Source organism: Dictyobacter formicarum, from assembly GCF_016587435.1.
Map to the genome: position 1 here is coordinate 35,466 of NZ_BNJJ01000032.1, position 22,411 is coordinate 57,876.

Consider the following 22,411-nt stretch of genomic DNA (forward strand, 5'->3'; position numbering starts at 1 on the left):
AATGAAGCTATTTAGTTCATCGGAGGTAATGCGTCAACACTACACTAATCAAGATGGTATACAGAACATGTCTATCGGCATAACCCCGCTTCTGGAGTCCATCGAGATCTATCCTGTGCTCAAATCTCCTCCCAAATTCTACTGGTTTCCACAAAAGTCCCTGCTCGCCTCCCCCTTTTCTTATCAACTTTCCTGTCAGGATTCGGAGCGTGAGACGTGCGTAAATTAAGGTAAGAACACGGCCAGCTATCAGCTAGCAGACAAAGAAGGAGACCATAACGAAAAAGTTGTTTTCGTTGTGGTCTCCTTTCGACGATCGCTGAAACATTAGCTACCGAACGGAATGTTGTGCAGGCTCCTATCCATTGACGTTTTACCAGTGCCAACAATATATAATCTTTATCTTTCCTCAAAAAATCAACTGGACTGATTACTATTCTGTGGAATTTTTAACGTAAGATATCGGAAACCCTCTTTGCCCCCAACATGAATAGGAAAAGGAGAAGGAATAATTCCAGCGTCTGCTTCAGTTACTATATCTCGGGTTCCTCAAAGAGTGATGGTTGTCTTCCACTTTCCAGACGCCTTTGCTCCTCTCGCTGGAGTTGCTTGATTGACTTCGTTGGAGTGGGAAGATCTTCTGGAGCCGTGCTGCTTTCCTGAATCATAAACTCGCGCACCTGGCGCCCCATACGATGATGTTCATTATTGGCTTGCTGCTTCTCTTTAATTCCTTTACGCTTGATACTTTCATCTGTCTGCATGATACGAAAAAGTTTGCAGCAAGCTCTGTCCCGCCCATGTAATCTAGAATCTTCTGACTTTTCTTCAATCCTTTCCGTACATGAATGTCCTGTGCGCCGAGCCCCCCGTAGAGCTCCCGGCAGCCGTGGTCCTGGAAGATCGCAAAATCCCTAGATGTAATCACACCCGCCTGGCTCACGGTCTCAGCGAGTTGCCGATTCTGAAGCGTGACCTGATCGCGCATGAGTAGCCGTCTCTGATCTTCAGTGAACCCTGCTAATGCATCCACATCAGCCAGTTCCTGCCGCCTCGTCTGCACTGCAAAATAGGTCTGGCCAAGTACCACAATCGGTTTTTCGGGATCAGCATTCTGCACCAGCAAATAGCAAGCGTATCGTGAAAGATGAATGTCTTCAGGGCGGCGACGCGCTCCCTTGCCAGTTTCGATCATATCGCTCACATGGGAGAAATGATCTGATACCTCCTGAGCACTGCCTTCACACGCTGCTTCTGGTCGTTCAATGGCCCTTTTAAATTTCCCAAATGACGCTGGCGTTACTATTTATCTTGAGAAGTTGGCGTATAATTGCATCTTCCTTTTCAGTTACATTACAGCCATGCATATACCCCTCCTTGCCTATCAATGCGAAGTTTTTATAGTTGCCGGAGTAGCTTCAGAAAGTATCTCCAAAGATCGGCTCTGCTGTTTATCCTGGCAGTTTTATGAGATCCTTGGATTGGGGATTTTTTGTATTTTCCATAATTTCACGGAAGAGTCAATTTTATCAAGAGTACTCTTCTCAGTATCTGCATCCCAGTTCTTATACAGCCCTACCCCAGTTGTCATGATCAATCTATCATTTGGGGACCAGTCAATTGAACCAATAACAGTACTATAGGGACCTATATCACCCAAATGAGCAGAAAATGTCAATATTGGATTCTGATACGCTACGTCCCATACCCACACCGTTCCATCACCATGAGCAAGCGCTAAGTACGTTCCATCAGATGAATACGCAATATCTGCAATGCCATAGATAGACCTCGGGAGATTAAAGGATCCTATGAGATGTAAGGAGAAGGCATCAAATATCCATACGATGCACTCCATATCTGAGGCAACGGCTAAATATTGCCAATCGGGAGAATAGGAGAGTCCTCTCACAATTGAATGTGCCTGTACCATCGCCGGGGCAACCGCACCGCTCCAGCTTATTTGCCACTGTATCTCTCCTCCATGCAATATTTCTTCTATTTCGTAGATTTGTACGGCCCCATTCTGGGTATACCACTCAATAGCCAGGCGTTGCCCATCAGGCGCAAAAGCTAAAAACCGTATCCTATTATTAAGCCTCGTTTTGATAGCGTTTGGAGGAAGATCAGATTCACAAAGGAGCGTCCATGTCGTTACATCCCAAAGTGAGACACAACCTGAATGATCTACAACAGCAAGCTGCCTATCATCAGGAGTAAAAATCATATGGCATGCATCATGCTGAGAAGACAAATCAGTCACCCATTTCCCATCAGATGACCAAAGGCGTACTTTTTCCCCTAAGATTCTATCTTCGTAAATAGATGCAATGAAACACCCATCATGAGAAGTCGCGATAGCAGTTGCCTCAGTTTCAATAACACAGTGAGAAACATACTGCTGTTGATCATGCCACTTCCAGACACGAATTGTGCAAGGATCATGGGAGACGATCACATGGCCGTCATTGGAAAAGGAAGCACCAAGCACAGCATGATTATGACCCTGCAATGTTTGATATAAGCTAGCCACCACCTTAAAAGATGAAACATCTTTGGAATTGCCAGGCATGTATTTTTCACCTCTACGTGTATACATAGACAAAAAAACTGACATGTTTTCCAGGGCACCTAATTGATTCATGCAGATATTTAGACATGGACGTGCACAGTAATGGATGAAACGAGATCAGAATAAGATGAGCATAAGCAGCCACGCGGAGACCGATGTACTGTCCCTTTATCACATCTATTCATGCAACCATCAGAATCAATCAAAGAGATACAATACCGGACATATTCATAGGTGGAGCTCTCTTTTAGCAAAGACATGAGCCTGGTCATCGGTGAGAATGACGCCAAAATATTTGATGCACGCTAGTGTGGTTTCGATAATACGAGGTTGCTCGGCAGTCGGATGTTTACGTATCAACCAGCTGTGTTGTCTCCATTGTTGATTTTCCTCTGAAAAAAGAGCATAGCCAGTGATGATAGCCAGCGTATCTTTGTGCTGGTTCCACAGTCGAGCCGTATTATAATGACATTGGCGAGATTCTCCCGGTACCAACTCTACAGTTCCCTCGATGATCTGTCCATACTGCAACAGTAACGCTAAATCTGGCTCATATCTATTATCCATCGCAGTTCCACCATGAACAAGCAATTTCTGCTCTAAAGGCACTAATTTCGCACGAACAGAAGATCGAATAGCTTTATCCTGTTTCAGCCAAGCACCTGTAAGTGGTAAATGACCTACCAGTCAGTTTTGCCCTCAAAAGTGGGACAGATCCCAAAAGTGGGAAATTGCCCCCAATGTTGAGCAGAGTCGCCATTGACTACCTGAAAACCAGCTTCTGGAGCGGATCGCTTCACCCTGTTTTTGTCAAGTTGGGTGGTAGGAAGCCCAGGCGATGATGCGCCATCTACACACTATCCGCCATTAGACCAGCAAATTCGGGGGCTACATACTCCAAATTGGAGCATTTTCTGTTGTATTTCCGCCATAATAACGCTATAATATGTTTGCAAAATGCAAACTAATAATGCGACAGTGAGTGCACCAAACGAAAAGATAGGAGAACAGCATGATTCTCATTACTGGAGCAACTGGCCTGACCGGTACAGCACTCGTGAACGAATTCCGAAAACACAATGCGCGAGTACGCATACTCACGAGGGATACTCAGAACGCGAAAATGTTTGAAGATGATCCAAATATTGAAATTGTAGTCGGCGATATGCTCAACCCAGAGACACTTGATGACGCACTCAAAGGCGTAGACAAAGTCGCGCTTCTATCGACGGCGGACCCGCTAGCAATGGCCGAAACGCAGATATCATTGATCAATGCTGCCAAAAAGGCAGGTGTACGACACATCGTTAAGTTGTCCTGCCTGAATCCAGATAAAAAGAGCCCAGCCCGCTTTTTACGCATGCATGCCGAGATCGAGAAACACCTCGAGGATTCCGGCATAGCATGGACGCATATTCGTCCGGCCCACTTCATGCAAATGTATATGCTCGATTCCCCGACGGTTATCGCGCAGGACTCATTATTCATCCCTATAGGGGACGCGTTCATCGCACCAACTGATGTGCACGATATCGTCAAAGTATTCCATGCCGTGCTGACAACTGAAGGTCATGAAGGCAAGATTTATGAACTAAGCGGGCCTGACTCGATGATGATGAACGATATTGCTGCGCAGCTTTCCAGGGCACTTGGGAGAACGATCCACTACGTCAACGTCACACCAGAACAGGAGCGACAGCAACTCGTCTCATTTGGTATGCCGGAGCAGTTGGCGGATGCTGTGAACGAACTTTATAGTGAGCGACGCAAGGGCTCTGAATCGAAAGTACTCCTTGAGACACATAAACTATTTGGTATCCAGCCAACTCCATTTGCCGAATTTGTAGCGCAGAATGTGGAAGTATTTAAGGGTACTCAAATTGCTCACGCATAACATCAACCATGAGGTTTGATATGCCAGAATCAGCCCTATTTTAGTAGGGTTGATTCTTCAGTGGAATCGAGTGTTTCCATACTTCTAAACCGTAACAAAGGAACAATAGGGATGAGAGCTCTGCACCCAACAAAACAGGAGCCCAAATGCAAAAGAGTCAACCCAGGTCGGCCTGCCCTATTAACTTCGCGCTTGAGATCTTCGGCGATAAGTGGACGCTGCTTATTGTGCGCGACATTGTCTATGCTGGCAAAAGGACGCACGGGGAATTCTTGAAATCAGACGAGCATATTGCGACAAATATCCTGGCCGACCGTTTAGCACGGCTTGAATGTCAGGGAATTCTCACGAAGGCTGCCGATCCAAAGGATAAACGCCGCGAGATCTTTTCTTTAACTGAGGAAGGTTTAGCGCTTATTCCGTTACTGCTCGACCTTCAGTCATGGAGCAATGTATTTGGGCCAGCGTACATCGGCCGGAGTGCGACTCTTGAAGCTGCACTCAAAAAGGATAGAGAAAAAGTTATATCTGAGATAACTGACAGCGTACGACATGGCGGCTGTATATTCGCGAACGCAGAGTGGTTCCCACCTCGAATGGCACAATAGCAATCAGGTAATCCAATCCAGGGAGGACTAGAAGCGCCGGAGCAATCCCAGACTTGTACCAGATCTGGATGGCTCCGCAGAGACACAATAGAAACCCTCAACCGAGGTAAGCCTAAGCTCAAATGAGACTGACTGTAACTCACCCGCGATACCCATCCGTTGCAGCACGTAGTGCAATAGTTTCAAGTGCACCGAGTGCGGCTTCGCGTACACTCGCGGCTTCCGGGTCATCAAGCAAACGCTGGAGCTTCCCAATGGTTGTCTCAAGAACATGTGGTGCCATCTGACTCGACCCAATGATAGCCCACATGCGAACTTCCCAATAGGGACTGGCCAGGGTTTGATCAAACCATGCGAGCAGAGTCGGATGTGAACTGCGCAGCGCGGCCAGAGCCTGGGCAATCAAGATGTCTTGTAGTGGCTCCAGTAGAGGCCCCACCTTTCCGGTGCAGAGCGTTTCTACGAGCTCTGGCGCGAGATGTGGAAGCTGTTCAGGATGGGTCTCATAGAGGGTTGCGGCCATTCCCTGGCGCACGGATGCATCGCTCGTATGGAGTTCAGCCAGCAAAGGCTCTGCTGGAACTCGCTCACCTAATTCTCCGAGAACTACAAGAGCATGATCGACGCGAAAGCGCGTGCGAAGATTGGCAACAAGGATATCTATCCCCTCTTGCCGTCCTTGCCTGGCGATGAGACCTGCAAGCTCTACATTCTCATCATCGAGGCGGGGCAACAACCTCTCTACCGGGACCGAGACATCGAAATAACTGAGCACCTCGGCTGCCCGTCGACGCGTCTCGCTCTCTTCGGTTTCCAGAGCGATCAGCACAGATTCGATGGGAATATACTGACTCAAAGGGATATCATCCCCTAAAAAGACCAGCGCGTGCAACGCCGCCTGGCGTGTTTGAGGTAAGGGATCAGACAGCAACTCAAGCAGTTCTGCAAATGGCGCGTCCTCGCCCAGCGTCGCAATCATCCCCGCTGCCATATATCCTACCGGCCACCACGCATCCTTGAGCAGGTGCAGCAGTTCTTCAACAGGAAGGCGCCGGGCAATTCCATTGCGCACGGCACCAAGTGGTGTGCGTAACCAGACCAGGGCGTTCTCGCGTGCCCATTCATGGTCTACATGCAGCCAGCCCACAATGATTGAGAGAGCCGCAGGGTCACCGACACTGGCCAGCGCTTTCGTCGCCTCGCGCTGAATCAATGGATCGGCGTCATCAAGCAAGGCGCGTAGCGCAGCTTGTGGCATCCGTTCGCCCGCATTGGCAAGTGCCCAGATGGCTTCCAGGCGCACGTTTTTCTCTGGATCATGCAGTGCCTCGATCAACGGTTCAAGAGGAATGTGCTGCTCAATATTCCCGAGTAATCTGGCTGCCGCAACGCGAATATGAGTCTCTTTGCGCTGCAACATGTTGATGAGTGTCTCGACAGGCACGTGCTCCCCCAGGAGACCAATCAGATAGGTTGCCGCCTCGCACAGTCCCTGCTCTGGAGCCTCGAGCGTCTCCAGCACCACGGCCACGGGAGCACGCTTGCCGAGTGCGCGAAGGACGGCTTCGCGCACGGTTGCATCAGGATCGGTGAGATGCGGGAGCAGGGCCTCCTGCGGAGCATACGTCCCAATATCTACTAGTGCCCACTGTGCGGCAGATCGAACCCGCTCATTGGTATCCTGCATCGCCAGGAACAATGGCTCGAGCGGGACATATTCACGCCACTCGCGCAAGATGTCTGCCGCAGCTACCCGCAGGGGCGTAGTATCATGCAGCATCATGGTAATGAACGACTCGAGCGAGACTCGCCCTCCTGGTTCTCCAAGCTGGCGCAGCGCCTCTGCCGCTTTCCTGCGTCTTCTTTCGCTCGAAGAGTAAAGCTCTTGAGCTAGATGTTCAATGTGATGACGTGACAAGAACGATTTCCCTTTCGACAGTTAAGAAAATATATCAACCAACACCAATTTCATGGCGTTGGATATCACGGCTGCAGTTTCCACGCTGTCCCATTCCAGATCCATGTCTGGGGTACAGGTGTGGCCCCCGTTTTGCTATTGCCCTGTGCGGCATAGACTATCACGCTCTGTGCCGCGTCATCATACGTGGAGGCACTAAGGTAAGGAGCAGTGGGGGCACCATGAGTAGCAACGCTAACCCATGTATTTCCATTCCAGGTCCAGGTCGCATCTGAGTTTGTAGCGCCGAACAACAGCGTTTGTCGGATGACGCTATCGTAGATCAAGCGTACATTCTGGTCTTGAAAGGGAACACCCGTACCCTGGCGCTGCTGCCAGGTTGTACCATCCCATGTCCAGGTTTCAGAAGCAACAGAAGAAACACCTGATCCATCACCAGTTCCCCCATACAGTATGATCTGCTGATGCGCCGCGTCATACGTCATCGCAGCCCCTGAGCGGGGAGAGGGAGATGTCGCTGGATATTGCTGATGCCAGTTCATACCATCCCACGTCCAGGTAGTATTTACCATCGTAACAGTTCTCATAGAGGGTACTCCACCACCGAAGAGGACGATCTCGTGCCGTGCCTCGTCATAGGCCATACTAGCCCCAATCACTGCGGGCATCGTCGCTGGATACAGTTGCTGCCAGGTCGTGCCATCCCACGACCACATTTCATTAGCTACCTTCCCTGCACTCTGAACCTGATATAGGAAGAGGATAACACGTTGGCTAGCGGCGTCATAGACCATCGTTCCCTGAAGCGCTGGTGGTGATGACTCGGGATGCAGTTGTTTCCAGCCATGACCATTCCAGGCCCACGTCTCATTGGTCTGTTGCGCATCCGCGGCTTCGGTAGTGGTGCCACCAAACAGGAGAACCACGTGATGGAGAGGATCATAGGCCATGGTACTATCTCTGCGTGGAGGAGTCACCTGAGGAACAGGCGCCGCATTGATGACAGTAGATGTAGGGGCATCAGTCTGCTTGGTAGGGGTGAGATGAGGGGAAGAGGCGTTCTGAGTGGATAGCTTCCCGGCATACAGTTGGAAGGCAACCCAACTAAGTACAATGATCAACACTACGAGAAGGGCAAGACTCGTTATGAACAAGGTCCGACCTCTTCTCCGATTGGATTGATTGCTCCTGGGTGGGCGTGTATGCGGCAAGCGACCAGTGTCAGTCGAGAAAAATGGCTTTTCTTTCATGTATGTTTCTCCCATCGGTTCGTGATTTACCTGGTATAGTAGTCTACTTAAGTAATGTTCTATGTTAATGCTCTGTTTCCCATTGGAGCCATCATGCCTCTATGAGAGACATATGGATAGAATATACTTGCTTTGGCCATGAACCTTGAGCTTTATTCAAGCATTTGAGGAACACAACGCTACTACTACGTCGCGAGTTGCGCTGAGGGCAAAAAGCTGTAACTTGTTCAGTTTCAATCAACCATAAGGCCTCATCCTGGAAAAGGAGGATGAGCACTCTTTGGTGGAAGCCGGAAAAAAGCTTCTTCACCTCAAATCGCAAGGCAGGTTCCAGATCCAACGCAATCGCCCTACTGCCCGGAAGATTCGAATACTATGAAAGCACAACAGTAGATTATTTTCTGCTATTGCGTTACTATTTATCTATATAGAGTTATTTTCACGTTTTTAGAATCGGGAGGCTATTTACTGCTCTGAAGAGGCCCTGCTATATACATCGACGAAGGGAAGAAACTGATGGGAGAAAGACAAGACGAAGTGCTTTTAGGCAAGGGGGTAAAGCGCTGGCCAGTTGAACGAGCTGAAGCGCTCCTTGCCAGCCCGCTTCCATGGGGGCCGCCCACTTATGCTCTGGGCATCGGTTATGTTGATGATCCAAAGCTTGGGGACCAAGCTCAGGATTTTATGGGGCTGGCAATGTGCGTAGATGGTGCATATAACCGCCATGGCAACATGGGCCAGGCCTGGAAATGGGCCAATCCCATCTTGCGTCAAGTCGAGACAAGAACTTCCTATGAGGGACTCTCAACACAGGACCTGTTAGATGTCGTCTTTCTTTCCTGCCGCGGGGAACGCTTCAGTGATGGCCTTATCCGCCAGCGTGAATCGCTGCTGCGCGCAATTATCCAGGAGGTTGTACGACGCATCTGCTCTGATGCCCCTCCAGTGTTTATCGTGCAGAAATCAGATACAACAGAAAATCGCTAAGGATCGCGTGGGACCCAGGGATAAAAGGTTGTGCGCAGTGGACCACATCGGCTGATCGCTTTCAATCTGCTTCGTCATGCTTCCTCCTCATCCTGAGCACGCCCGTGCTGTCGGCGGTACTCCTGGGCGCGGCGCTGGTATGCGGCCACGGCAGCGCGAGCTGCGTACCAGTTGCGCCCCTGCTTGCGTGCCTCTAAGCGACCATAACGGGCAGCCCAACTCAAAGCCTCTGGGTCGTACCCAAACTCCCGCGCTAACTCTGGAAGAGGCAAGGTGTCCTCCTCCTCGGTTGCAGGGATGGTCGCGCATGCCTCTACATAAAGGTCAAGGCTCCCCTCAACAGCCTGGCCTATCACATTCACCAGCGGGCCATAGTTGCCAGTGTTGCCAGTATCAAGCGCATGAATATAGCGTATACGCCAATCTTTCAACACAAGGGCGGGTGGGTAGCCCTCACGCATCAGCATGAGATTGAGCAGGAGACGGCCGACCCTGCCGTTTCCATCGGGAAATGGGTGCACCGCTTCAAAGCCGTGATGGGCGATGGCAGCACGTGTGACAGGGTCGTACTGCTGGCCTTGCTTCCCGTTGACCCACTGCTCCCACTCGCGCATCCGTCGGGGAACATCGCGGGCTGGCGGTGGTGTCATGTTGCTTCCTCGTATATAGACCGGAACCGTACGCCATGTCCCTGTTTGAGTTTCGTCGAGAATGCCACGCATTACCTGCTGGTGCAAGATTAAGATGGTTTCCTGCGTGATCGGCTCCTGGCTGCCAGTAACCAGAGACACGACATACTCATAGGCGCTGGCGTGGTTCTCCGTCTCTTTATACTCTCTGAGCGAATGACCACCAACGGTCATTCCGTACTCAATCACCATTGCTGTCTCGTTCAGGGTCAGAGTGTTTCCTTCAATCGCTGTACTATGGTGGGTCAACATGATCTTCAAATCTTCATTGAGTCTGGCAACGGTCCCGGCTGGTAGCGGCCGGTATCCATCGACGATGGCCTTTTTCTGTTGGAGACGCGTCGCCAACCTCGCGTCCATGATCGGCTTCTGCTGCCTACTCACCTGGTATCATCCTCTTTCCATCAGATATATATGCAACGGATGGTGAAAAATAGCTCACTCCGTTGTATATTTTGTGTTTATTATACAATACTTTTATACAACGGATAACTGAAAATATCACGCTCCGTTGTATAGTGCCAGAGGAGAACGTCGGGGACGAGCTGGCGCGTGTGGATGGCGGATTGCAGGCGGATGATGAGCGTGTCCTACTAAATACTTCTCCTTGACGGTATTATTACTTATACTCTACAATACGAATCGAGCAAGCATCCCATCGCGGCCAGATTATTGCTCAGTCGGGAGTGTGAGAAAGTGCCAGATCGTTCAGGACAACAATTCGGGGATTATCAACTCAAGAAGAGGATCGCCAAAGGCGGTTTTAGCGAAGTCTACCTGGCCGAGCACGTTGGACGGGAGACCCAAGTGGCGCTCAAGTTGCTGCGAGCCAGCCTGACGCAGGAACGGTTTACACTGCCTTCCAGCGCGAGGCGCGCGTTCTCAGTCAGTGAGACCACCCCAATATCATGCATCTCTTCGATTACGGAGTCGAACAGATAACGCCTGATGACGAATGAAGGAGCAACGTCTATGGCCAATCAGGAACATCTTACGGTACTACACCAAGGGGTGGAAGCATGGAATAGCTGGAAACGTAAACATCCTCAGATCAAGCCCGACTTCGATCATGCTCAACTTGAAAACATATATCTCAGCAATATTGACCTTAGAGGCGCTTCGTTTCGAGGAGCGCATCTTTCGCACATGAGCCTGGTTCGTGCTCATCTGACGAAGGCCGATTTTTCGGGCGCAACCCTGCATGAAGTCGAATTCATCGAAGCCCATCTGAACGGGGCGGATTTCCACCACAGCGACCTCTCAAAAGTTGACCTGCGCCATACCGAGCTCGTGTACGCGAACCTGGCACAAGCTAATCTCTACTTCGCCAGCCTGGCTGGCGCCAATCTCAAGGGCTCAGATTTCACGCAGGCCAACATGGAAAAAGCGGACTGCGATGACGCAAATCTGCGGGACGCCAGATTGGATGGAGCCAGGCTCGTCAAAGCCAGCCTGTTAAGAGCCGTGCTGGAGCGAGCGTCGCTCAGAGAGGCCGATCTTACAGGGGCACACCTCAGAGAGGCTACCCTGAATGAGGCGGTGTTGACCGGTGCGAATTTCTCGCGGGCGCTTTTACAGGGGACCAACCTGGGCAATGTCGACCTGAGCCAGGTCAAGGGTCTGGAAAGCGTCTGGCATGGCGGGCGCTCCTATGTTGATATGCAGACCCTGCTGCGCTCTCAGGGCGCTATCCCCGACATCTTTCTTAAAGGGGTAGGCATCTCTGAAAAGGGATCGAGTATGCACAGGCTCTCAAAGGGACTCCTTTCCCCGCCGCGACCTGCATTCTCATCTATGAAAGTCACGATCAGAAGTTCGCCAGCCAATTACATGCTGACTTGCAACATGCAGGTGTCCGCTGCTGGTTAGCTTGTGTTGATTATGAGGAGGATGAAGGTATGATGTATCATGGAGCGACAACGAATCACAATCCCTGGCTAGACGCTCTGGATCCTCATGACAAACTCTTGCTCGTACTGCCAGAACTCACTCCAGAGAAATGGGATCATATGGGCCAGGACTTGCTCCTCAGGCTGCAAGTAGCGAAGCGTCTAAACCTTCAGAACCTTATCATACTGTGCCTCGATCAGTCTCAGGGAGCGCAGATGCCAGATTGGAAACAGTGCCTTGATCAATCATCCTGGGAGGAAATGGATGCCCCAGAATGGCTCAAACATGTGCTCAAACAACGACTGGGCAGCACACTCGTGGTCCTAGAAGAGCGACCTCCACTGGATTTTGCCGGATGGAAAGACCCAAACGTCTATCAAACAGCATTCAACCGCTTACTCGATGCACTCAAAGTCAGATAGGATGTTGAATAAGTTTGCTAGAAGTGCGTCAAGCTCTGGTCGCTGTGGTGCTCTTTTTCAGGAGGAAATATGGCTGCACTCACATTCTTTTTGGCGACATCACCGTCGAAGAACAAGCTCACAGAAAAAGAGATAGAAGCACTCATTCTCGCTTTATTGCGGGAACAGCATATCCGCTTGCCGGCGGCCATCTTTGTCGGGAGCGCACAAAATGAAGTGCGGGGAGAGGCATATGATAGAGCCGCGCATGGAGGCATGCTCATACAAGCTTCTCAGCATGTCATTCCGAATGCGCCAGAGACAATGCTTCGGCTTGCCAGGAATGTTATAGATGGAAAAGAGAAGCATGCTGAAACGCTCTGGTATTGTGGAGACGATGTGTCTGCCTTTCTACAAGCTTTGCACCGTCTTCCGTGGCGCGAAAAAGATGTCTGTTTCTGTTTTCCATTCCTGAGCGATGCTCTTTCTCATGACTGCGGGTGGGACTGCGGAGCAGTGCTCTACGCACTGACCCAACCATATGTCATCGACTTTATGGATGTGCTCGATACAACAGCGCACCCCTTGATTAACTACCCTGCCTCTTATTTTTTCACGCTCTCGTCTTTTTGCGCGGGAGGATTTTCCAATGAAGAACATAATCCACTCGAACCTCTCCTGCAACGTTATTGGAGCTTTAATCTCGACCTGAAGCAAACCTAATCTCTCACTGATCGGTGAATCACGCACAATAAGCATTGGTTGCAAAGGAGTAGAGCGATACATACGTTGCCATCGTTATAGAGTGCCGGAAATCCTCCATACCACTCTTAATGAACCAGCCACACGCATTTACCATGTCACCTTGTTTCACACGCGCCTTCATCAAGCGTTATCTTCAGAATCTTGCCTGTTCTCTAGCAGTTCACGCAAACTGAGCATTCCATCATGAAAGAGCAACGCTTCTTGATCGAGAAGCGCATCTTCAAACAGCGTATCAGTCACCCACGTATGGTAAAACGTTGCGCCTCGTAGATCCGCTCCCCTCAGATCAGCATGCCGCAAATCTACGCCAGTCAAACCCACATTTTGCAGATCTGCCCCCCGAAGATTGGCGCCTTGCAAATCTGTCGTTACAAATGCATCACCGAAGATCGCTCCACGTAACTTCATCCCAGTGAGATCATTGCCGCTCAATGTTTCCAACAGATTTGCTCCACGAAGATCCGCATAGCGAAAATCGATTCCTGTAAGATTGGCTCCGCGAACATCAGCACGGACAAACATGCTGCGACTGGCTTCAACCTCTCTCAAATTGGCATGGCTTAAATCAGCATAACTAAACGATGCTTTTCTCAATGTGGCATAAGCTAAATTCGCACCAGTACAGCGCGTATCACTAGCAATAGTACTGATAAAGAGCGCTTTTTGAGCATTCACATGAGAAAGATTCGCCCCTTCACACCCAATAAAACAAAAATCAGCATCACAAAGATCAGCCTCTTCGAAAGAGGCTCCACTCATGTCACAATGGCGAAATACAGCATATGGGAACAGACATCCTCGAAAATCATGCCCGCACAAATTGATATTTTTCCATTGCGTCCAGCTAAAATTGACATGATGGACGTCAGCGGGAATGAAATCATCGTCAAATTCCATGGCGCTCAGGTCTGGTACTACATCTGGATGTGATCGACGCCAATCGACCCACTTCTTTAAGTGGAAAAAGTGAGAGACATGCTCTTTGTTCGCCACAGTTTCTCCTCCTTGTGCTGTTCAGCCTGTGAATAAAAATCCAATAGTGCGTAAGATCCTCAAAAATGGGAGTAAATTATTGACGGGAAACTTATTCACATATATAACCTGGATACTGGACCAACGCCTCTTCTGTGGCCAACCAGAGCGTCCGGCCGTCGTGATCGAAGGCCAACGCCTGAACAGGTTCATCGAGTGCTAAGGGCAAGCGCTGGAGCAAGGCACCGTCCTCAACGCGATAGACGAAGAGTTCGTTGCTCTGCATAGGAACTATCAGGCTACGACCATCAGGAGCGAAGGCACCTCTTCCCCAGTGCTCCTCTTCGCTGCGTGTACACCATCGGCGCCTGCCAGATGGTACATCATAGGCCACCAGTTCCATACCGCACTGACTGTAGGAATGCCTGAGGCTGAATACCACCGTGCGGCTATCTGGGCTAAATACCGTGAGGCACTCCGTATCCGCGAGATCCCGATATGTCCAGGCGATCTGCGTTCGGTCCAGATCCTCATGCACCAGGGTCAACGCCACGTTTCCGCTCACCACATCCTGCGGTACAAGCGTGCGAGAAGGCCACTCCTCGCGGGCCGGTCGTGCGACAAATCGTTCCACAGGATCGAGTCGCCAGAGTTTCAAACACCCTCCACCATCAGAAAAAGATAATCCGGCGACAAATGTAGACGTGGGATCAAACGCAAGCCCACTGGTCGCATAGCCGCCAGCGAAGTGGCGACTAATCACCTCGCCCGTGTGCCAGTCGAGGAGAGAAATATAATCATCATTGTCTATGACCAGCCAACTGCTATCGAGAGAGCAATCCATGCTCATAATCGGGCATGCCGTATTTGGAATGGTGGCAGTTCGGGCTGGCAAAAGATCGTCCCAACGACGCCATTCGATCACACCGGGGTTCTGAGGATAAGAATCTGACGGCCAGGGCTGTTGCAGCGCAAACAATTCTCCATCTGGAGTACACGTAATCCCGCCATAGGTGTGTAGACGGCCACCTTGATCATAGCGATGTGCAAAGAAAATTGCCGGAGCTGTAGAAACCTGAGCCAGCATGGCTGCAGGATTGGTGGTAAGCGACCAGCGCGTGAGCATCGTTCCGCCGGCCGTGATAGCCTCGCGCCGCGTGGGATGAAGATACAAAAGCATAGGGTATTCTCTTTTCTGGTAGAAGATCACGTAACCTCAAGAATACTGGCCATATCCCCGCCAAAGCAGCACCACATCAGACACATAGTGATTGATCCATCTGCACGATAAGCATGCATCAGATCGTCAATGCTTGAGATACAATATATGATACGTGTATTGTAAAGATCTTATTCTTTTTCGTTACCTTCTTTTTTACTGGATCAAGGAAACCTATGCTACACTTTTATGAACGTTACCAACAGGGTCATCATCAAGAGGTCTATGATGCCTTGCTCGCCATGCACGATCGCGTTCACGAACCATCTCTCAATGAAGATGCATCGGCCGTCATGCGCCCAATGATGCAGCGGGTACGCGTCAATATCGAGACGATTCTTCAGCGCCTTCCCGATATTGGATATGTGCATCATAAAGGGTTAAGTAGGACGTTTACTACGCAACAAGAACAGGAGGCATACGAAAAGGAAATGCCTCTATTCCAACTCCCGGCACAGAATGTGCAAGAGCAAATCGCGTTGTTGGATCACCTCGCTGGATCGCTGCCCCTCTCGCTGCGCTTCTTTTATCAAGAAGTCGGATCCATTCACCTGGTCGGCGCATTTTCCTCAATGGACCCCAAAGATGGATATTTGTTAGATCCGCTTTGTGTCTTTTCTCTGGATATTGCGCTCATACAAGTCACGATGTCCGGTGAAAGCTGGAAGGAAGACTCTCGCTTGCTTCTCTCCGGTGATTGTTTTTTCAAATATGGCTACAGTGGCGGGGGAACCTATGATGTGCTCCTTCCATGCCAGGCAATCGATACGCTTTTTGTTGGAGAACCACACCAGCTTACGTTCGTCAATTATTTACGGTTATGCATTCTGCAATGGGGCGGCTTCCCGGGATTAGAACAGCATCCATTTGTATCACAAGAACAACAACGCTATCTGACACAGGATTTACTTCCTTTTTAGGCGGAGATGTAGAGCATTCACAGCACAACACCGTTGCATGCCCTCCATCATAAAAAGGATTTATTGTTCTGCAACGATATGTCCATTGCATAGCGCGAGCTTAAATGATCGCCATCCCCCCGGTGGATCCCACTCGCCTTCTCCATATATGATGTTGTCTGCGACACGAATGATTACTACTCCATCAATCCCCAGATGTTCTGCGATCCATTGCAATTGGGCCTGCGCATCAAAGCACAGCAGATCCGAGGCCGATGCGACAAGAAGCGTCTCTTGAAGCGGATAGAGATGCCCAAAGTATCCGCTCAAGGGATGAGAATGGTGCTGTCGTGTCTCAAGAGAGACAAAATGAACCATCTCCGCAAAACCGATGACCAACCAGTTGTGCCAAATCTGTACATCAGCGAATCCTCCCGTTTCTCCATACACATCGATCCTCATCACAGGATCTCCGTTTTTCTCCACCAGGCAATAGTGTGATGGGGTTCCAAGCCCACGTGGGACATCCCCGAGATGCATCGCATCTAGCCTCAAGGCTGCATCTTCAATAGTTTGCACAAAGCGGCAGGTATACATCTACCATGCAACAACCTTTCCATACCCTTGATCATATCAACATCACAATACGTGTTACCTCATACCAATGCGCCGGGCAACGGTTGGGGATACCAGATAAACACGTTCGCCAGGCAGCAAGGTCTTCGCTTGCGCTTCCTTACCCTCTTGCAAAAGTGCATAGATCTTTCTCACCAATGGGGTTGCGTCTCGAATCTCCATAGTCCATTCATTGACGTACTGCTCAATAATATGGCGGCTCAGGCCCACTTGAATGCTGTTGAAAGGAAGGCTTTTGCCCCGGAGCGTTCGTTCGGGATCCCATTGCACGTGGACACGTGCCTGCTCAAATTGCGTCGCCCACTCGTCATAATTGCGGTAGATGGATGGATTGTACGCGGTCAACACAGCCTGAGAGAGCGCCTCCTCCCAACCTTGTCGTGTCATGCGAATGGCCAGGATCATTTCCTGGCCAGATTTGAGTCCCCAGTTGCTGCGTTCCATGAGCCATAAAAAAGATGGTTTGATCCAGGTCATACGATGCACCGAAAACGGGGGCACAAAGCGATTGTGTTGTATCGCAGGCAAGGCGATCGCCTTCGCATAGGCCTGATAGACCGTGATCGACCTGCTGTCATACTCAGCGCGAATTTCATTGGTATTCATGTCCACATCTTACACGAAGAATCCCTGATTGTATATCATTCCTCTGGATGCTGGGGATACAATTGAGCTAGCTCTGCTGAATTCAGCGATGACAAATCATTGAAGAGTGCTTCAACCTCTGCATTCATTCTCAGTTTTTTCTTCTTATTTACATCCTTCTCATCCATATATCTCTTCCACAGAAGATAGAGGCCAGCCAGCCACAGATAACGGTCGAGTTCTTTGTTTGAACACGATAAGGCGGCACGTTGCTTTAATCTCTCTATGTTTTCAACAAAAGCCTTATACGGTGAAGTTGTTCCAATAGCTCGCCCATATGCTCCCAGATGGTGGGCAACCATTTTTCTCGCAAAGGAATCATAGATAGGGAAACGTTCCATATGTATGAAAAAGTGAGCAAACTTGGAGGCAAAACTGAGATGTTTGCGGCCTGAAAACGCGGCGATCTGCTCTACGAGTTCAGTATCCTCTAGCCCATCTGCCGCACGCATGACCTCAGTAACGTGTCTGGCCATAGGGACCACCATATAGATCTGCGTCCCATATAGTTGATTTATAGCAACAACCTTTAACAGGGTGGAGTCCATGTCGAATCCAGGAAAGCGAATGTGCAACGCTTCAAGTGCTTGATCTGTATCCTTCCATTGCCGTAATTGCTGATGCAGTCTATTTGCCACATCAATCTGAGATCTCAATAGGGGTACAGCAAGAGCAGTTTCCATGATGTGAATCCCTTCAAAAACATATAAATGACATCTATAATGCTATGCTTATACTACTCATTTCTTGCGGCGGCAGTTACAATCTGCGCTTGCTCCCAACCCGTTGCGCGCTACTATCTCCTCCTTGGCAATTGCCCAAGTGGGCAACGCTTTTCTCCCTCAAGGGAATTCCCATCTCTCTATGCCAGGACATATCGCTGCGCAGCTCTTTGACCGCTACCTTTTAACCTTCCCCGTTCAACCAATCGTTCCAAATTCCTGTGTGCCGTTCTGTAGTAACACCGATCAGTTGCCGATAGATCCCATTCGTGATAAATCCATGCTCCTGAACGTAGCTTAACGCTTGAATCAGCCGCTTCTCGACCTGTTCATGGTAATTTGGCTGAATGTTCGACGATTTTTAAGCCGAAATGTGGGAATTCGGCGCGAATGTTGGGAATCAAGCATTGGTCGCCTGAATACATGACTCCAGCAGCGGATCACAGCACTCGTCATTTGTAAATTCATGGGCTTGATGATCGGGAAATTCCCGCCTTTTCTAACAGAAGAAGGGCCGAAGGATTGAATACGCATGCCAATTGTCGAACCTTCAGACAGCTGTCTTGTCACCCCTAAGAGGGAAAATGATAATTACTACCAGAGTATGGTGAGTAATTTTGGTTAATTGTCCAGGCTATCAAGGGAAAATTTATCCGTCCACGTTGTTGGTATTGATGAGCGCAAATATTCTTTCGTCAACGAACTGGTTGTTGGCATATTGACGATCGCGGAGGCGTCCCTCTTCCTGAAAGCCGAGCTTTTCGAGCAGGCGTGCGGAAGCGAGATTGGGATACGCAACCTGAGCTTCAATGCGATGCAAGTGGATGTGTTCGAAGCCGAACTGAATAATCGCGCTCAGGGCCTCTGTCATGATCCCTTTATTCCAGTAGTGTTTTGAGAGAATATAGCTCAGAACTGCAAGTCGATTATCGACATCCCATGAATATCCACAGTTGCCGATGACCCTGTTCTCTCCCTTCAATATGATGCCCCAGCGTAGTGCTTCATGTTGAGCAAAACGCCTTCGATGACGTTCAATACTCTTTTCTGCTTGTTCGAGCTGTGTCATCGGCGCTGGATCGTAGTAGCGCATATTCTCTTCATCGGACAGAAAGAGAAAGGAATCCTGCGCATCCGTTGCTGCGAGTTGCCGTAAGATCAGGCGTTCTGTTTCTAAGGTTGGAAAGGTTTGCAGGTGGGTGTTTAAGCCCATGATGATTATGCTCTCCTCAAGTGTATTTTCGATACAAACATGTGAATATTATATACTATCCTTTTTGATTCATTTGATAATTATTCGCATCAAAAATCGTCGAACCTTCGCGCTATTTACCAGTTCAGCGCGGCGATCTTGCACCACTATTTCCTGGGAAACTTCCTGCTGTTCGCCCCAGAGTGTTTCTCCTTGGTATGGCAATCGCGGCTCAGGAGCGCGCAAAGCGGGTGCCTTTTGGAAAGTTACAATCACTTCATTCATCTCGCAAAAGTGAGGTGTAGGAAGTCCTAATCGCTTCGTCTCATCGATCATAAATCTGACCCCGCTACCGATTTGCTCCATGTAGCCAGGGATACTCCTCAATAGGTCCGCAATGACGGGGTTCCGCAGCTTCGACTGCACCTCGCCTCGCTGCATTTGCTCAACTGTTATCCCTGGTAGCAGGAGACCGGGGCTATGGACCTCAACGCGATCGGGATAATAAAAGACACGAACCATCTCGCCGCGCCGGCTGTAATCGCGGTGAACAACGGCGTTAATGACAGCCTCTCGAAGCACTTCGATGGAATACTCCGGAATATCAATCCGCTTCCACCCTTCAATACGTGCCCCGGCCGCAATATAGCGATTGAGAAATGCTTCTGTGGTATCTATGATTTCCTGGAGCGTTCCTGTGGCAACCTTGCGATCAGCATAGCGGCTGGCCCCAACGGTCTCCCGAAATAGGACGCACGTCACCTCACTCTGAGGGATATGATCTTGTGGGTTCCGGCCGAAAAAGAGCATACCCGCATTCGTCGGAACAACAGTTTCACCGACCTTTACAGCGCACCGCATTCCGATCAAGACACGCTCAGTATCCTTGAAACGACCTGGATTTCGACCTGAATTCGCTCGCCTGGCGAGGAATGCCTGTACTCGTTCGGGATCAAGGTCTTCCATGGTTGCATTAAAGGCAGGTTCCAGTTCCCAATCACGCAGACCCCGGTCATAAATCATTTCTAATAACTCGACCATATTTAACGCTCTGGTTTGCGTTCCCTGGCGTAACCAAAAAATACCTCCTGCCTGATAAACAGGCCCGGAGGTTGGGGCGATAGTGGCCATAAGCAGTTTTTCCCCGCTAAGTCATAGACTTCCGGCTCGGGCGGATCAAGTACTAGCTCTGGCTTGATCACCTGACGAGCCGCGCATAAAATAACATCCATGGTTTCCCTAATCCGCTCGTCGGGGACTCCTACCACCTTGTGGGTCGCATCTTCCACCCCAATAATCGCAATCCCTCCTTTGGCATTGGCCATTCCACACAGTCTTTCCGCCAGATCAACAGCACGAGGAGCCGCTAATTTGAGCTCAATCTTATTCGTCTCGCCACCCTTCACAATCCTCCTGATTTCTGTATCACTCAATTTACCCATAATGCCTCCATTCTGATCTATTGCAGACTCGTGTAGACCAATTCTAGCATACTCATGGGAGTTTCTCATATGGAGTGTCCGAAGAAATGTCCGAAAGGAATTATCTGTGTTCCTATAATTAGCGTCCTGAATGATTGTGGAAAGCCACCTGCGAGCCATAGTAAGCATTCCACCATAACTCCGAAATGAAATGAGCACGCAGTACCCAGAAAGCCCTTGAAAACTCCGAAATATTCCATACTAGCTCCGAAAAAAGTGAGCGATTCCAGTGTAAGTTCGAAAATAGTAGGTGCTCGTTTAATGCGCTCATACTGCTGTTTCTGGATTATCCAGATTATACTATTTTGCTTGACGTGAGCAAAGATGGACATGTTTTTGAAAGGATAACCGAAATAGTCAGCACAGGTAGGCATTTCATCTTTGAGGTGATATACTACGCGTGCGGGTTTTGATCAGTAGCGACGTTTATCATGGAGAAAGAGGCAGCCTGACGGATCGCAACATTGGTAGAGCTGCATTTTCTTATGCTTATACTGTAAAGACTTCGCCATTTTGCAGATAACAGATGCGAAAGCTCTGAATTTTGAGTAGTCAGGTTCTTATCAATGATGAGGGTATTGCCGGAAGTAACCGTTTATACTGGGCCTATGGGTGCTGGTAAAACGACGCGACTCTATGGCAAGATGGGCGAACTTACTCACCTCGGTATTCCTTATGAGGCATATAGGCCGGGAGTAGATGTTCGAGACGTGATTATAGCTCCTCGTGGCTATGTCGTGAGTGCCAACGCGGCTCTCACTCCAAATTGTACAACGGTCGAATCGCTTGGTGATATTCCGGTTGAGGCGCTTGTGCTGCGCGGCATCAAGACTCTTTTTCTGGAAGAGTGGTTCATGTTTGGCTTTGATCATCAGCGGCGGCCCATATCAGGTCTCTATCGTGAAATCATGGGATGGTGGGCTTTGGCTGGTATTGAGCGAGTGTATGCGGCAGGACTTGATCAAGGAGCAAGCGGCAATCAATTTGGCCTGCTGGTAGATGCCCGTAGATATGGCGCAAAAGTGGTCGTTTGTACGGCCAAGTGTGCATATCCAGTGAATGGTGAACGCGATCCAAAATGCGGACGTGTCGCCCGCAATAGTCAAATCTATGATGTCCGTGACAACAGAGCATTTGACATGGAGACCTTACCTGATCTTCTGCCCGAAGGGTTGCGTCCGCATGATCGATATCGTGCTGTGTGTACGGAGCATCTGCTGTTGCCCGCAGAACAGACAAAGCCATTTGACCCCATACAGACCTGGTAGACGACATGGAGGAGGTTCATATCCCCTGCATGTTCAACTTACGTTAAGAATTTTCTACAGTTGGCCTATCAGTGTGATCTTAACGATTATATGGTACGTCGTCCTTTTTCGTTAAAATCACACTGATAGGCCAGTTATGACGGAAAGCATACATTAATCCTCACCCTGACTTTTTTCGGACTTACAATGGAATCCTGTTTCATTTCGGAGTTATGGTAGAATTCTCACATAGATAACAGGTACAAGCGAAAAGCAATAGTGTAAGATAAAACTCTATCTTCTATTTACGTTGGCACCATCGCTGTCGCATTTGATAAAACATAGCGGTTAGTTGTGAGGGATATGGCGGTTAACTATGGCGATACCAGATCCTTGACCCGATTGGGCGTGGTGGCATGGCAAC

The 22,411-nt window shown here is 49.5% G+C and carries 23 protein-coding genes and 1 pseudogene; 10 read left to right on the forward strand and 14 right to left on the reverse strand.

All coding sequences use genetic code 11. The annotated features are described in order from the left end of the window. Positions 1–533: 533 nt before the first annotated feature. From dinD to JMI88_RS35035, 3 genes and pseudogenes are all read right to left on the reverse strand, one after another. Positions 534–1,306, reverse strand: a pseudogene (gene dinD, locus JMI88_RS35025) (DNA damage-inducible protein D). A gap of 159 nt (positions 1,307–1,465) precedes the next feature. Beyond that, positions 1,466–2,572 carry a WD40 repeat domain-containing protein gene (locus JMI88_RS35030; protein WP_201366675.1) on the reverse strand — a complete coding sequence of 369 codons (1,107 nt, stop codon included), beginning with the start codon at positions 2,570–2,572 and terminating at the stop codon, positions 1,466–1,468. Positions 2,573–2,800: 228 nt separating this feature from the next. Next, entirely contained in the window at positions 2,801–3,139 is a 339-nt protein-coding gene (locus JMI88_RS35035; RefSeq protein WP_201366676.1) for a hypothetical protein, read from the reverse strand. A gap of 445 nt (positions 3,140–3,584) precedes the next feature. Between JMI88_RS35035 and JMI88_RS35040 the strand changes: the two genes are divergently transcribed. After that, positions 3,585–4,466: an SDR family oxidoreductase gene (locus JMI88_RS35040; RefSeq protein WP_201366677.1), complete on the forward strand. Its 882-nt coding sequence runs from the start codon at positions 3,585–3,587 to the stop codon at positions 4,464–4,466. A 146-nt stretch (positions 4,467–4,612) separates the two neighbouring features. Then, the gene (locus JMI88_RS35045; protein WP_201366678.1) at positions 4,613–5,074 is read left to right on the forward strand and encodes a winged helix-turn-helix transcriptional regulator; all 462 of its coding nucleotides are present in this window, start codon (positions 4,613–4,615) and stop codon (positions 5,072–5,074) included. A 139-nt stretch (positions 5,075–5,213) separates the two neighbouring features. Here the strand turns inward: JMI88_RS35045 and JMI88_RS35050 are convergent, their stop codons facing one another. Further along, on the reverse strand, positions 5,214–6,992 hold the full coding sequence (locus JMI88_RS35050) for a HEAT repeat domain-containing protein (protein ID WP_201366679.1): 1,779 nt from the start codon (positions 6,990–6,992) through the stop codon (positions 5,214–5,216). Between the two features lie 65 nt (positions 6,993–7,057). Then, the gene (locus JMI88_RS35055) at positions 7,058–8,242 is read right to left on the reverse strand and encodes a kelch repeat-containing protein (protein WP_201366680.1); all 1,185 of its coding nucleotides are present in this window, start codon (positions 8,240–8,242) and stop codon (positions 7,058–7,060) included. A gap of 516 nt (positions 8,243–8,758) precedes the next feature. On the opposite strand from JMI88_RS35055, the gene JMI88_RS35060 reads away from it, so the two are divergent. After that, complete coding sequence (locus JMI88_RS35060; protein WP_201366681.1) at positions 8,759–9,229, forward strand: hypothetical protein; 471 nt, start codon at positions 8,759–8,761, stop codon at positions 9,227–9,229. 74 nt (positions 9,230–9,303) lie between these two features. Here JMI88_RS35060 and JMI88_RS35065 read toward each other — a convergent pair whose 3' ends face one another. Continuing rightward, complete coding sequence (locus JMI88_RS35065; protein WP_201366682.1) at positions 9,304–10,302, reverse strand: Fic family protein; 999 nt, start codon at positions 10,300–10,302, stop codon at positions 9,304–9,306. 312 nt (positions 10,303–10,614) lie between these two features. Between JMI88_RS35065 and JMI88_RS35070 the strand changes: the two genes are divergently transcribed. The 4 genes from JMI88_RS35070 (at position 10,615) to JMI88_RS35085 (ending at position 12,932) form a co-directional block, all read left to right on the forward strand. Beyond that, positions 10,615–10,860, forward strand: a complete 246-nt coding sequence (locus tag JMI88_RS35070) for a hypothetical protein (protein WP_201366683.1) — start codon at positions 10,615–10,617, stop codon at positions 10,858–10,860. A gap of 30 nt (positions 10,861–10,890) precedes the next feature. Continuing rightward, positions 10,891–11,787, forward strand: a complete 897-nt coding sequence (locus JMI88_RS35075; RefSeq protein ID WP_201366684.1) for a pentapeptide repeat-containing protein — start codon at positions 10,891–10,893, stop codon at positions 11,785–11,787. Positions 11,788–11,816: 29 nt separating this feature from the next. Beyond that, the gene (locus tag JMI88_RS35080; protein ID WP_201366685.1) at positions 11,817–12,230 is read left to right on the forward strand and encodes a hypothetical protein; all 414 of its coding nucleotides are present in this window, start codon (positions 11,817–11,819) and stop codon (positions 12,228–12,230) included. 69 nt (positions 12,231–12,299) lie between these two features. After that, the gene (locus JMI88_RS35085; RefSeq protein WP_201366686.1) at positions 12,300–12,932 is read left to right on the forward strand and encodes a hypothetical protein; all 633 of its coding nucleotides are present in this window, start codon (positions 12,300–12,302) and stop codon (positions 12,930–12,932) included. 162 nt (positions 12,933–13,094) lie between these two features. Here JMI88_RS35085 and JMI88_RS35090 read toward each other — a convergent pair whose 3' ends face one another. Together JMI88_RS35090 and JMI88_RS35095 are read right to left on the reverse strand one after the other, a co-directional pair. Then, a complete protein-coding gene (locus tag JMI88_RS35090) occupies positions 13,095–13,871 on the reverse strand; it encodes a pentapeptide repeat-containing protein (RefSeq protein ID WP_201366687.1) in 777 nt (258 codons plus the stop codon). Positions 13,872–14,058: 187 nt separating this feature from the next. Then, positions 14,059–15,126: a WD40 repeat domain-containing protein gene (locus tag JMI88_RS35095; protein ID WP_201366688.1), complete on the reverse strand. Its 1,068-nt coding sequence runs from the start codon at positions 15,124–15,126 to the stop codon at positions 14,059–14,061. A 215-nt stretch (positions 15,127–15,341) separates the two neighbouring features. Between JMI88_RS35095 and JMI88_RS35100 the strand changes: the two genes are divergently transcribed. Then, the gene (locus tag JMI88_RS35100) at positions 15,342–16,085 is read left to right on the forward strand and encodes a hypothetical protein (RefSeq protein ID WP_201366689.1); all 744 of its coding nucleotides are present in this window, start codon (positions 15,342–15,344) and stop codon (positions 16,083–16,085) included. A gap of 60 nt (positions 16,086–16,145) precedes the next feature. Here JMI88_RS35100 and JMI88_RS35105 read toward each other — a convergent pair whose 3' ends face one another. From JMI88_RS35105 to JMI88_RS35115, 3 genes are read right to left on the reverse strand one after another with little or no spacing between them, the layout of a single operon-like run. After that, positions 16,146–16,661: a hypothetical protein gene (locus JMI88_RS35105; RefSeq protein ID WP_201366690.1), complete on the reverse strand. Its 516-nt coding sequence runs from the start codon at positions 16,659–16,661 to the stop codon at positions 16,146–16,148. A gap of 54 nt (positions 16,662–16,715) precedes the next feature. Further along, complete coding sequence (locus JMI88_RS35110; RefSeq protein ID WP_201366691.1) at positions 16,716–17,306, reverse strand: DUF4291 domain-containing protein; 591 nt, start codon at positions 17,304–17,306, stop codon at positions 16,716–16,718. A 35-nt stretch (positions 17,307–17,341) separates the two neighbouring features. Continuing rightward, the gene (locus JMI88_RS35115; protein ID WP_201366692.1) at positions 17,342–18,028 is read right to left on the reverse strand and encodes an HI_0787 family protein; all 687 of its coding nucleotides are present in this window, start codon (positions 18,026–18,028) and stop codon (positions 17,342–17,344) included. A gap of 181 nt (positions 18,029–18,209) precedes the next feature. Here JMI88_RS35115 and JMI88_RS35120 point away from each other — a divergent pair, with 181 nt between their 5' ends. Further along, positions 18,210–18,368, forward strand: coding sequence for a hypothetical protein (locus JMI88_RS35120; protein WP_201366693.1), 159 nt, complete (start codon positions 18,210–18,212; stop codon positions 18,366–18,368). 348 nt (positions 18,369–18,716) lie between these two features. On the opposite strand, the gene JMI88_RS35125 is transcribed toward JMI88_RS35120, so the two are convergent. The 3 genes from JMI88_RS35125 to JMI88_RS35135 form a co-directional block, all read right to left on the reverse strand. Next, the gene (locus tag JMI88_RS35125) at positions 18,717–19,280 is read right to left on the reverse strand and encodes a GNAT family N-acetyltransferase (protein WP_201366694.1); all 564 of its coding nucleotides are present in this window, start codon (positions 19,278–19,280) and stop codon (positions 18,717–18,719) included. Positions 19,281–19,349: 69 nt separating this feature from the next. Beyond that, the gene (locus JMI88_RS35130) at positions 19,350–20,390 is read right to left on the reverse strand and encodes an ATP-binding protein (protein ID WP_201366695.1); all 1,041 of its coding nucleotides are present in this window, start codon (positions 20,388–20,390) and stop codon (positions 19,350–19,352) included. After that, positions 20,303–20,701 carry an AlbA family DNA-binding domain-containing protein gene (locus JMI88_RS35135; RefSeq protein ID WP_201366696.1) on the reverse strand — a complete coding sequence of 133 codons (399 nt, stop codon included), beginning with the start codon at positions 20,699–20,701 and terminating at the stop codon, positions 20,303–20,305. The genes JMI88_RS35130 and JMI88_RS35135 overlap by 88 nt, the downstream gene beginning before the upstream one ends. 605 nt (positions 20,702–21,306) lie before the next feature. On the opposite strand from JMI88_RS35135, the gene JMI88_RS35140 reads away from it, so the two are divergent. Beyond that, on the forward strand, positions 21,307–22,008 hold the full coding sequence (locus JMI88_RS35140) for a hypothetical protein (RefSeq protein ID WP_201366697.1): 702 nt from the start codon (positions 21,307–21,309) through the stop codon (positions 22,006–22,008). Positions 22,009–22,411 lie beyond the last annotated feature (403 nt).

Excerpts from the sequence above, each read along its gene's own strand:
- JMI88_RS35030 (WP_201366675.1), bottom strand. The coding sequence starts at position 2,572 with ATGCCTGGCAATTCCAAAGATGTTTCATCTTTTAAGGTGGTGGCTAGC.
- JMI88_RS35035 (WP_201366676.1), bottom strand. The coding sequence starts at position 3,139 with ATGGATAATAGATATGAGCCAGATTTAGCGTTACTGTTGCAGTATGGA.
- JMI88_RS35040 (WP_201366677.1), top strand. The coding sequence starts at position 3,585 with ATGATTCTCATTACTGGAGCAACTGGCCTGACCGGTACAGCACTCGTG.
- JMI88_RS35045 (WP_201366678.1), top strand. The coding sequence starts at position 4,613 with ATGCAAAAGAGTCAACCCAGGTCGGCCTGCCCTATTAACTTCGCGCTT.
- JMI88_RS35055 (WP_201366680.1), bottom strand. The coding sequence starts at position 8,242 with ATGAAAGAAAAGCCATTTTTCTCGACTGACACTGGTCGCTTGCCGCAT.
- JMI88_RS35060 (WP_201366681.1), top strand. The coding sequence starts at position 8,759 with ATGGGAGAAAGACAAGACGAAGTGCTTTTAGGCAAGGGGGTAAAGCGC.
- JMI88_RS35075 (WP_201366684.1), top strand. The coding sequence starts at position 10,891 with ATGGCCAATCAGGAACATCTTACGGTACTACACCAAGGGGTGGAAGCA.
- JMI88_RS35080 (WP_201366685.1), top strand. The coding sequence starts at position 11,817 with ATGATGTATCATGGAGCGACAACGAATCACAATCCCTGGCTAGACGCT.
- JMI88_RS35085 (WP_201366686.1), top strand. The coding sequence starts at position 12,300 with ATGGCTGCACTCACATTCTTTTTGGCGACATCACCGTCGAAGAACAAG.
- JMI88_RS35090 (WP_201366687.1), bottom strand. The coding sequence starts at position 13,871 with ATGGAATTTGACGATGATTTCATTCCCGCTGACGTCCATCATGTCAAT.
- JMI88_RS35095 (WP_201366688.1), bottom strand. The coding sequence starts at position 15,126 with ATGCTTTTGTATCTTCATCCCACGCGGCGCGAGGCTATCACGGCCGGC.
- JMI88_RS35100 (WP_201366689.1), top strand. The coding sequence starts at position 15,342 with ATGCTACACTTTTATGAACGTTACCAACAGGGTCATCATCAAGAGGTC.
- JMI88_RS35105 (WP_201366690.1), bottom strand. The coding sequence starts at position 16,661 with ATGTATACCTGCCGCTTTGTGCAAACTATTGAAGATGCAGCCTTGAGG.
- JMI88_RS35110 (WP_201366691.1), bottom strand. The coding sequence starts at position 17,306 with ATGAATACCAATGAAATTCGCGCTGAGTATGACAGCAGGTCGATCACG.
- JMI88_RS35115 (WP_201366692.1), bottom strand. The coding sequence starts at position 18,028 with ATGGAAACTGCTCTTGCTGTACCCCTATTGAGATCTCAGATTGATGTG.
- JMI88_RS35120 (WP_201366693.1), top strand. The coding sequence starts at position 18,210 with ATGCCAGGACATATCGCTGCGCAGCTCTTTGACCGCTACCTTTTAACC.
- JMI88_RS35125 (WP_201366694.1), bottom strand. The coding sequence starts at position 19,280 with ATGGGCTTAAACACCCACCTGCAAACCTTTCCAACCTTAGAAACAGAA.
- JMI88_RS35130 (WP_201366695.1), bottom strand. The coding sequence starts at position 20,390 with ATGGCCACTATCGCCCCAACCTCCGGGCCTGTTTATCAGGCAGGAGGT.
- JMI88_RS35135 (WP_201366696.1), bottom strand. The coding sequence starts at position 20,701 with ATGGGTAAATTGAGTGATACAGAAATCAGGAGGATTGTGAAGGGTGGC.
- JMI88_RS35140 (WP_201366697.1), top strand. The coding sequence starts at position 21,307 with ATGATGAGGGTATTGCCGGAAGTAACCGTTTATACTGGGCCTATGGGT.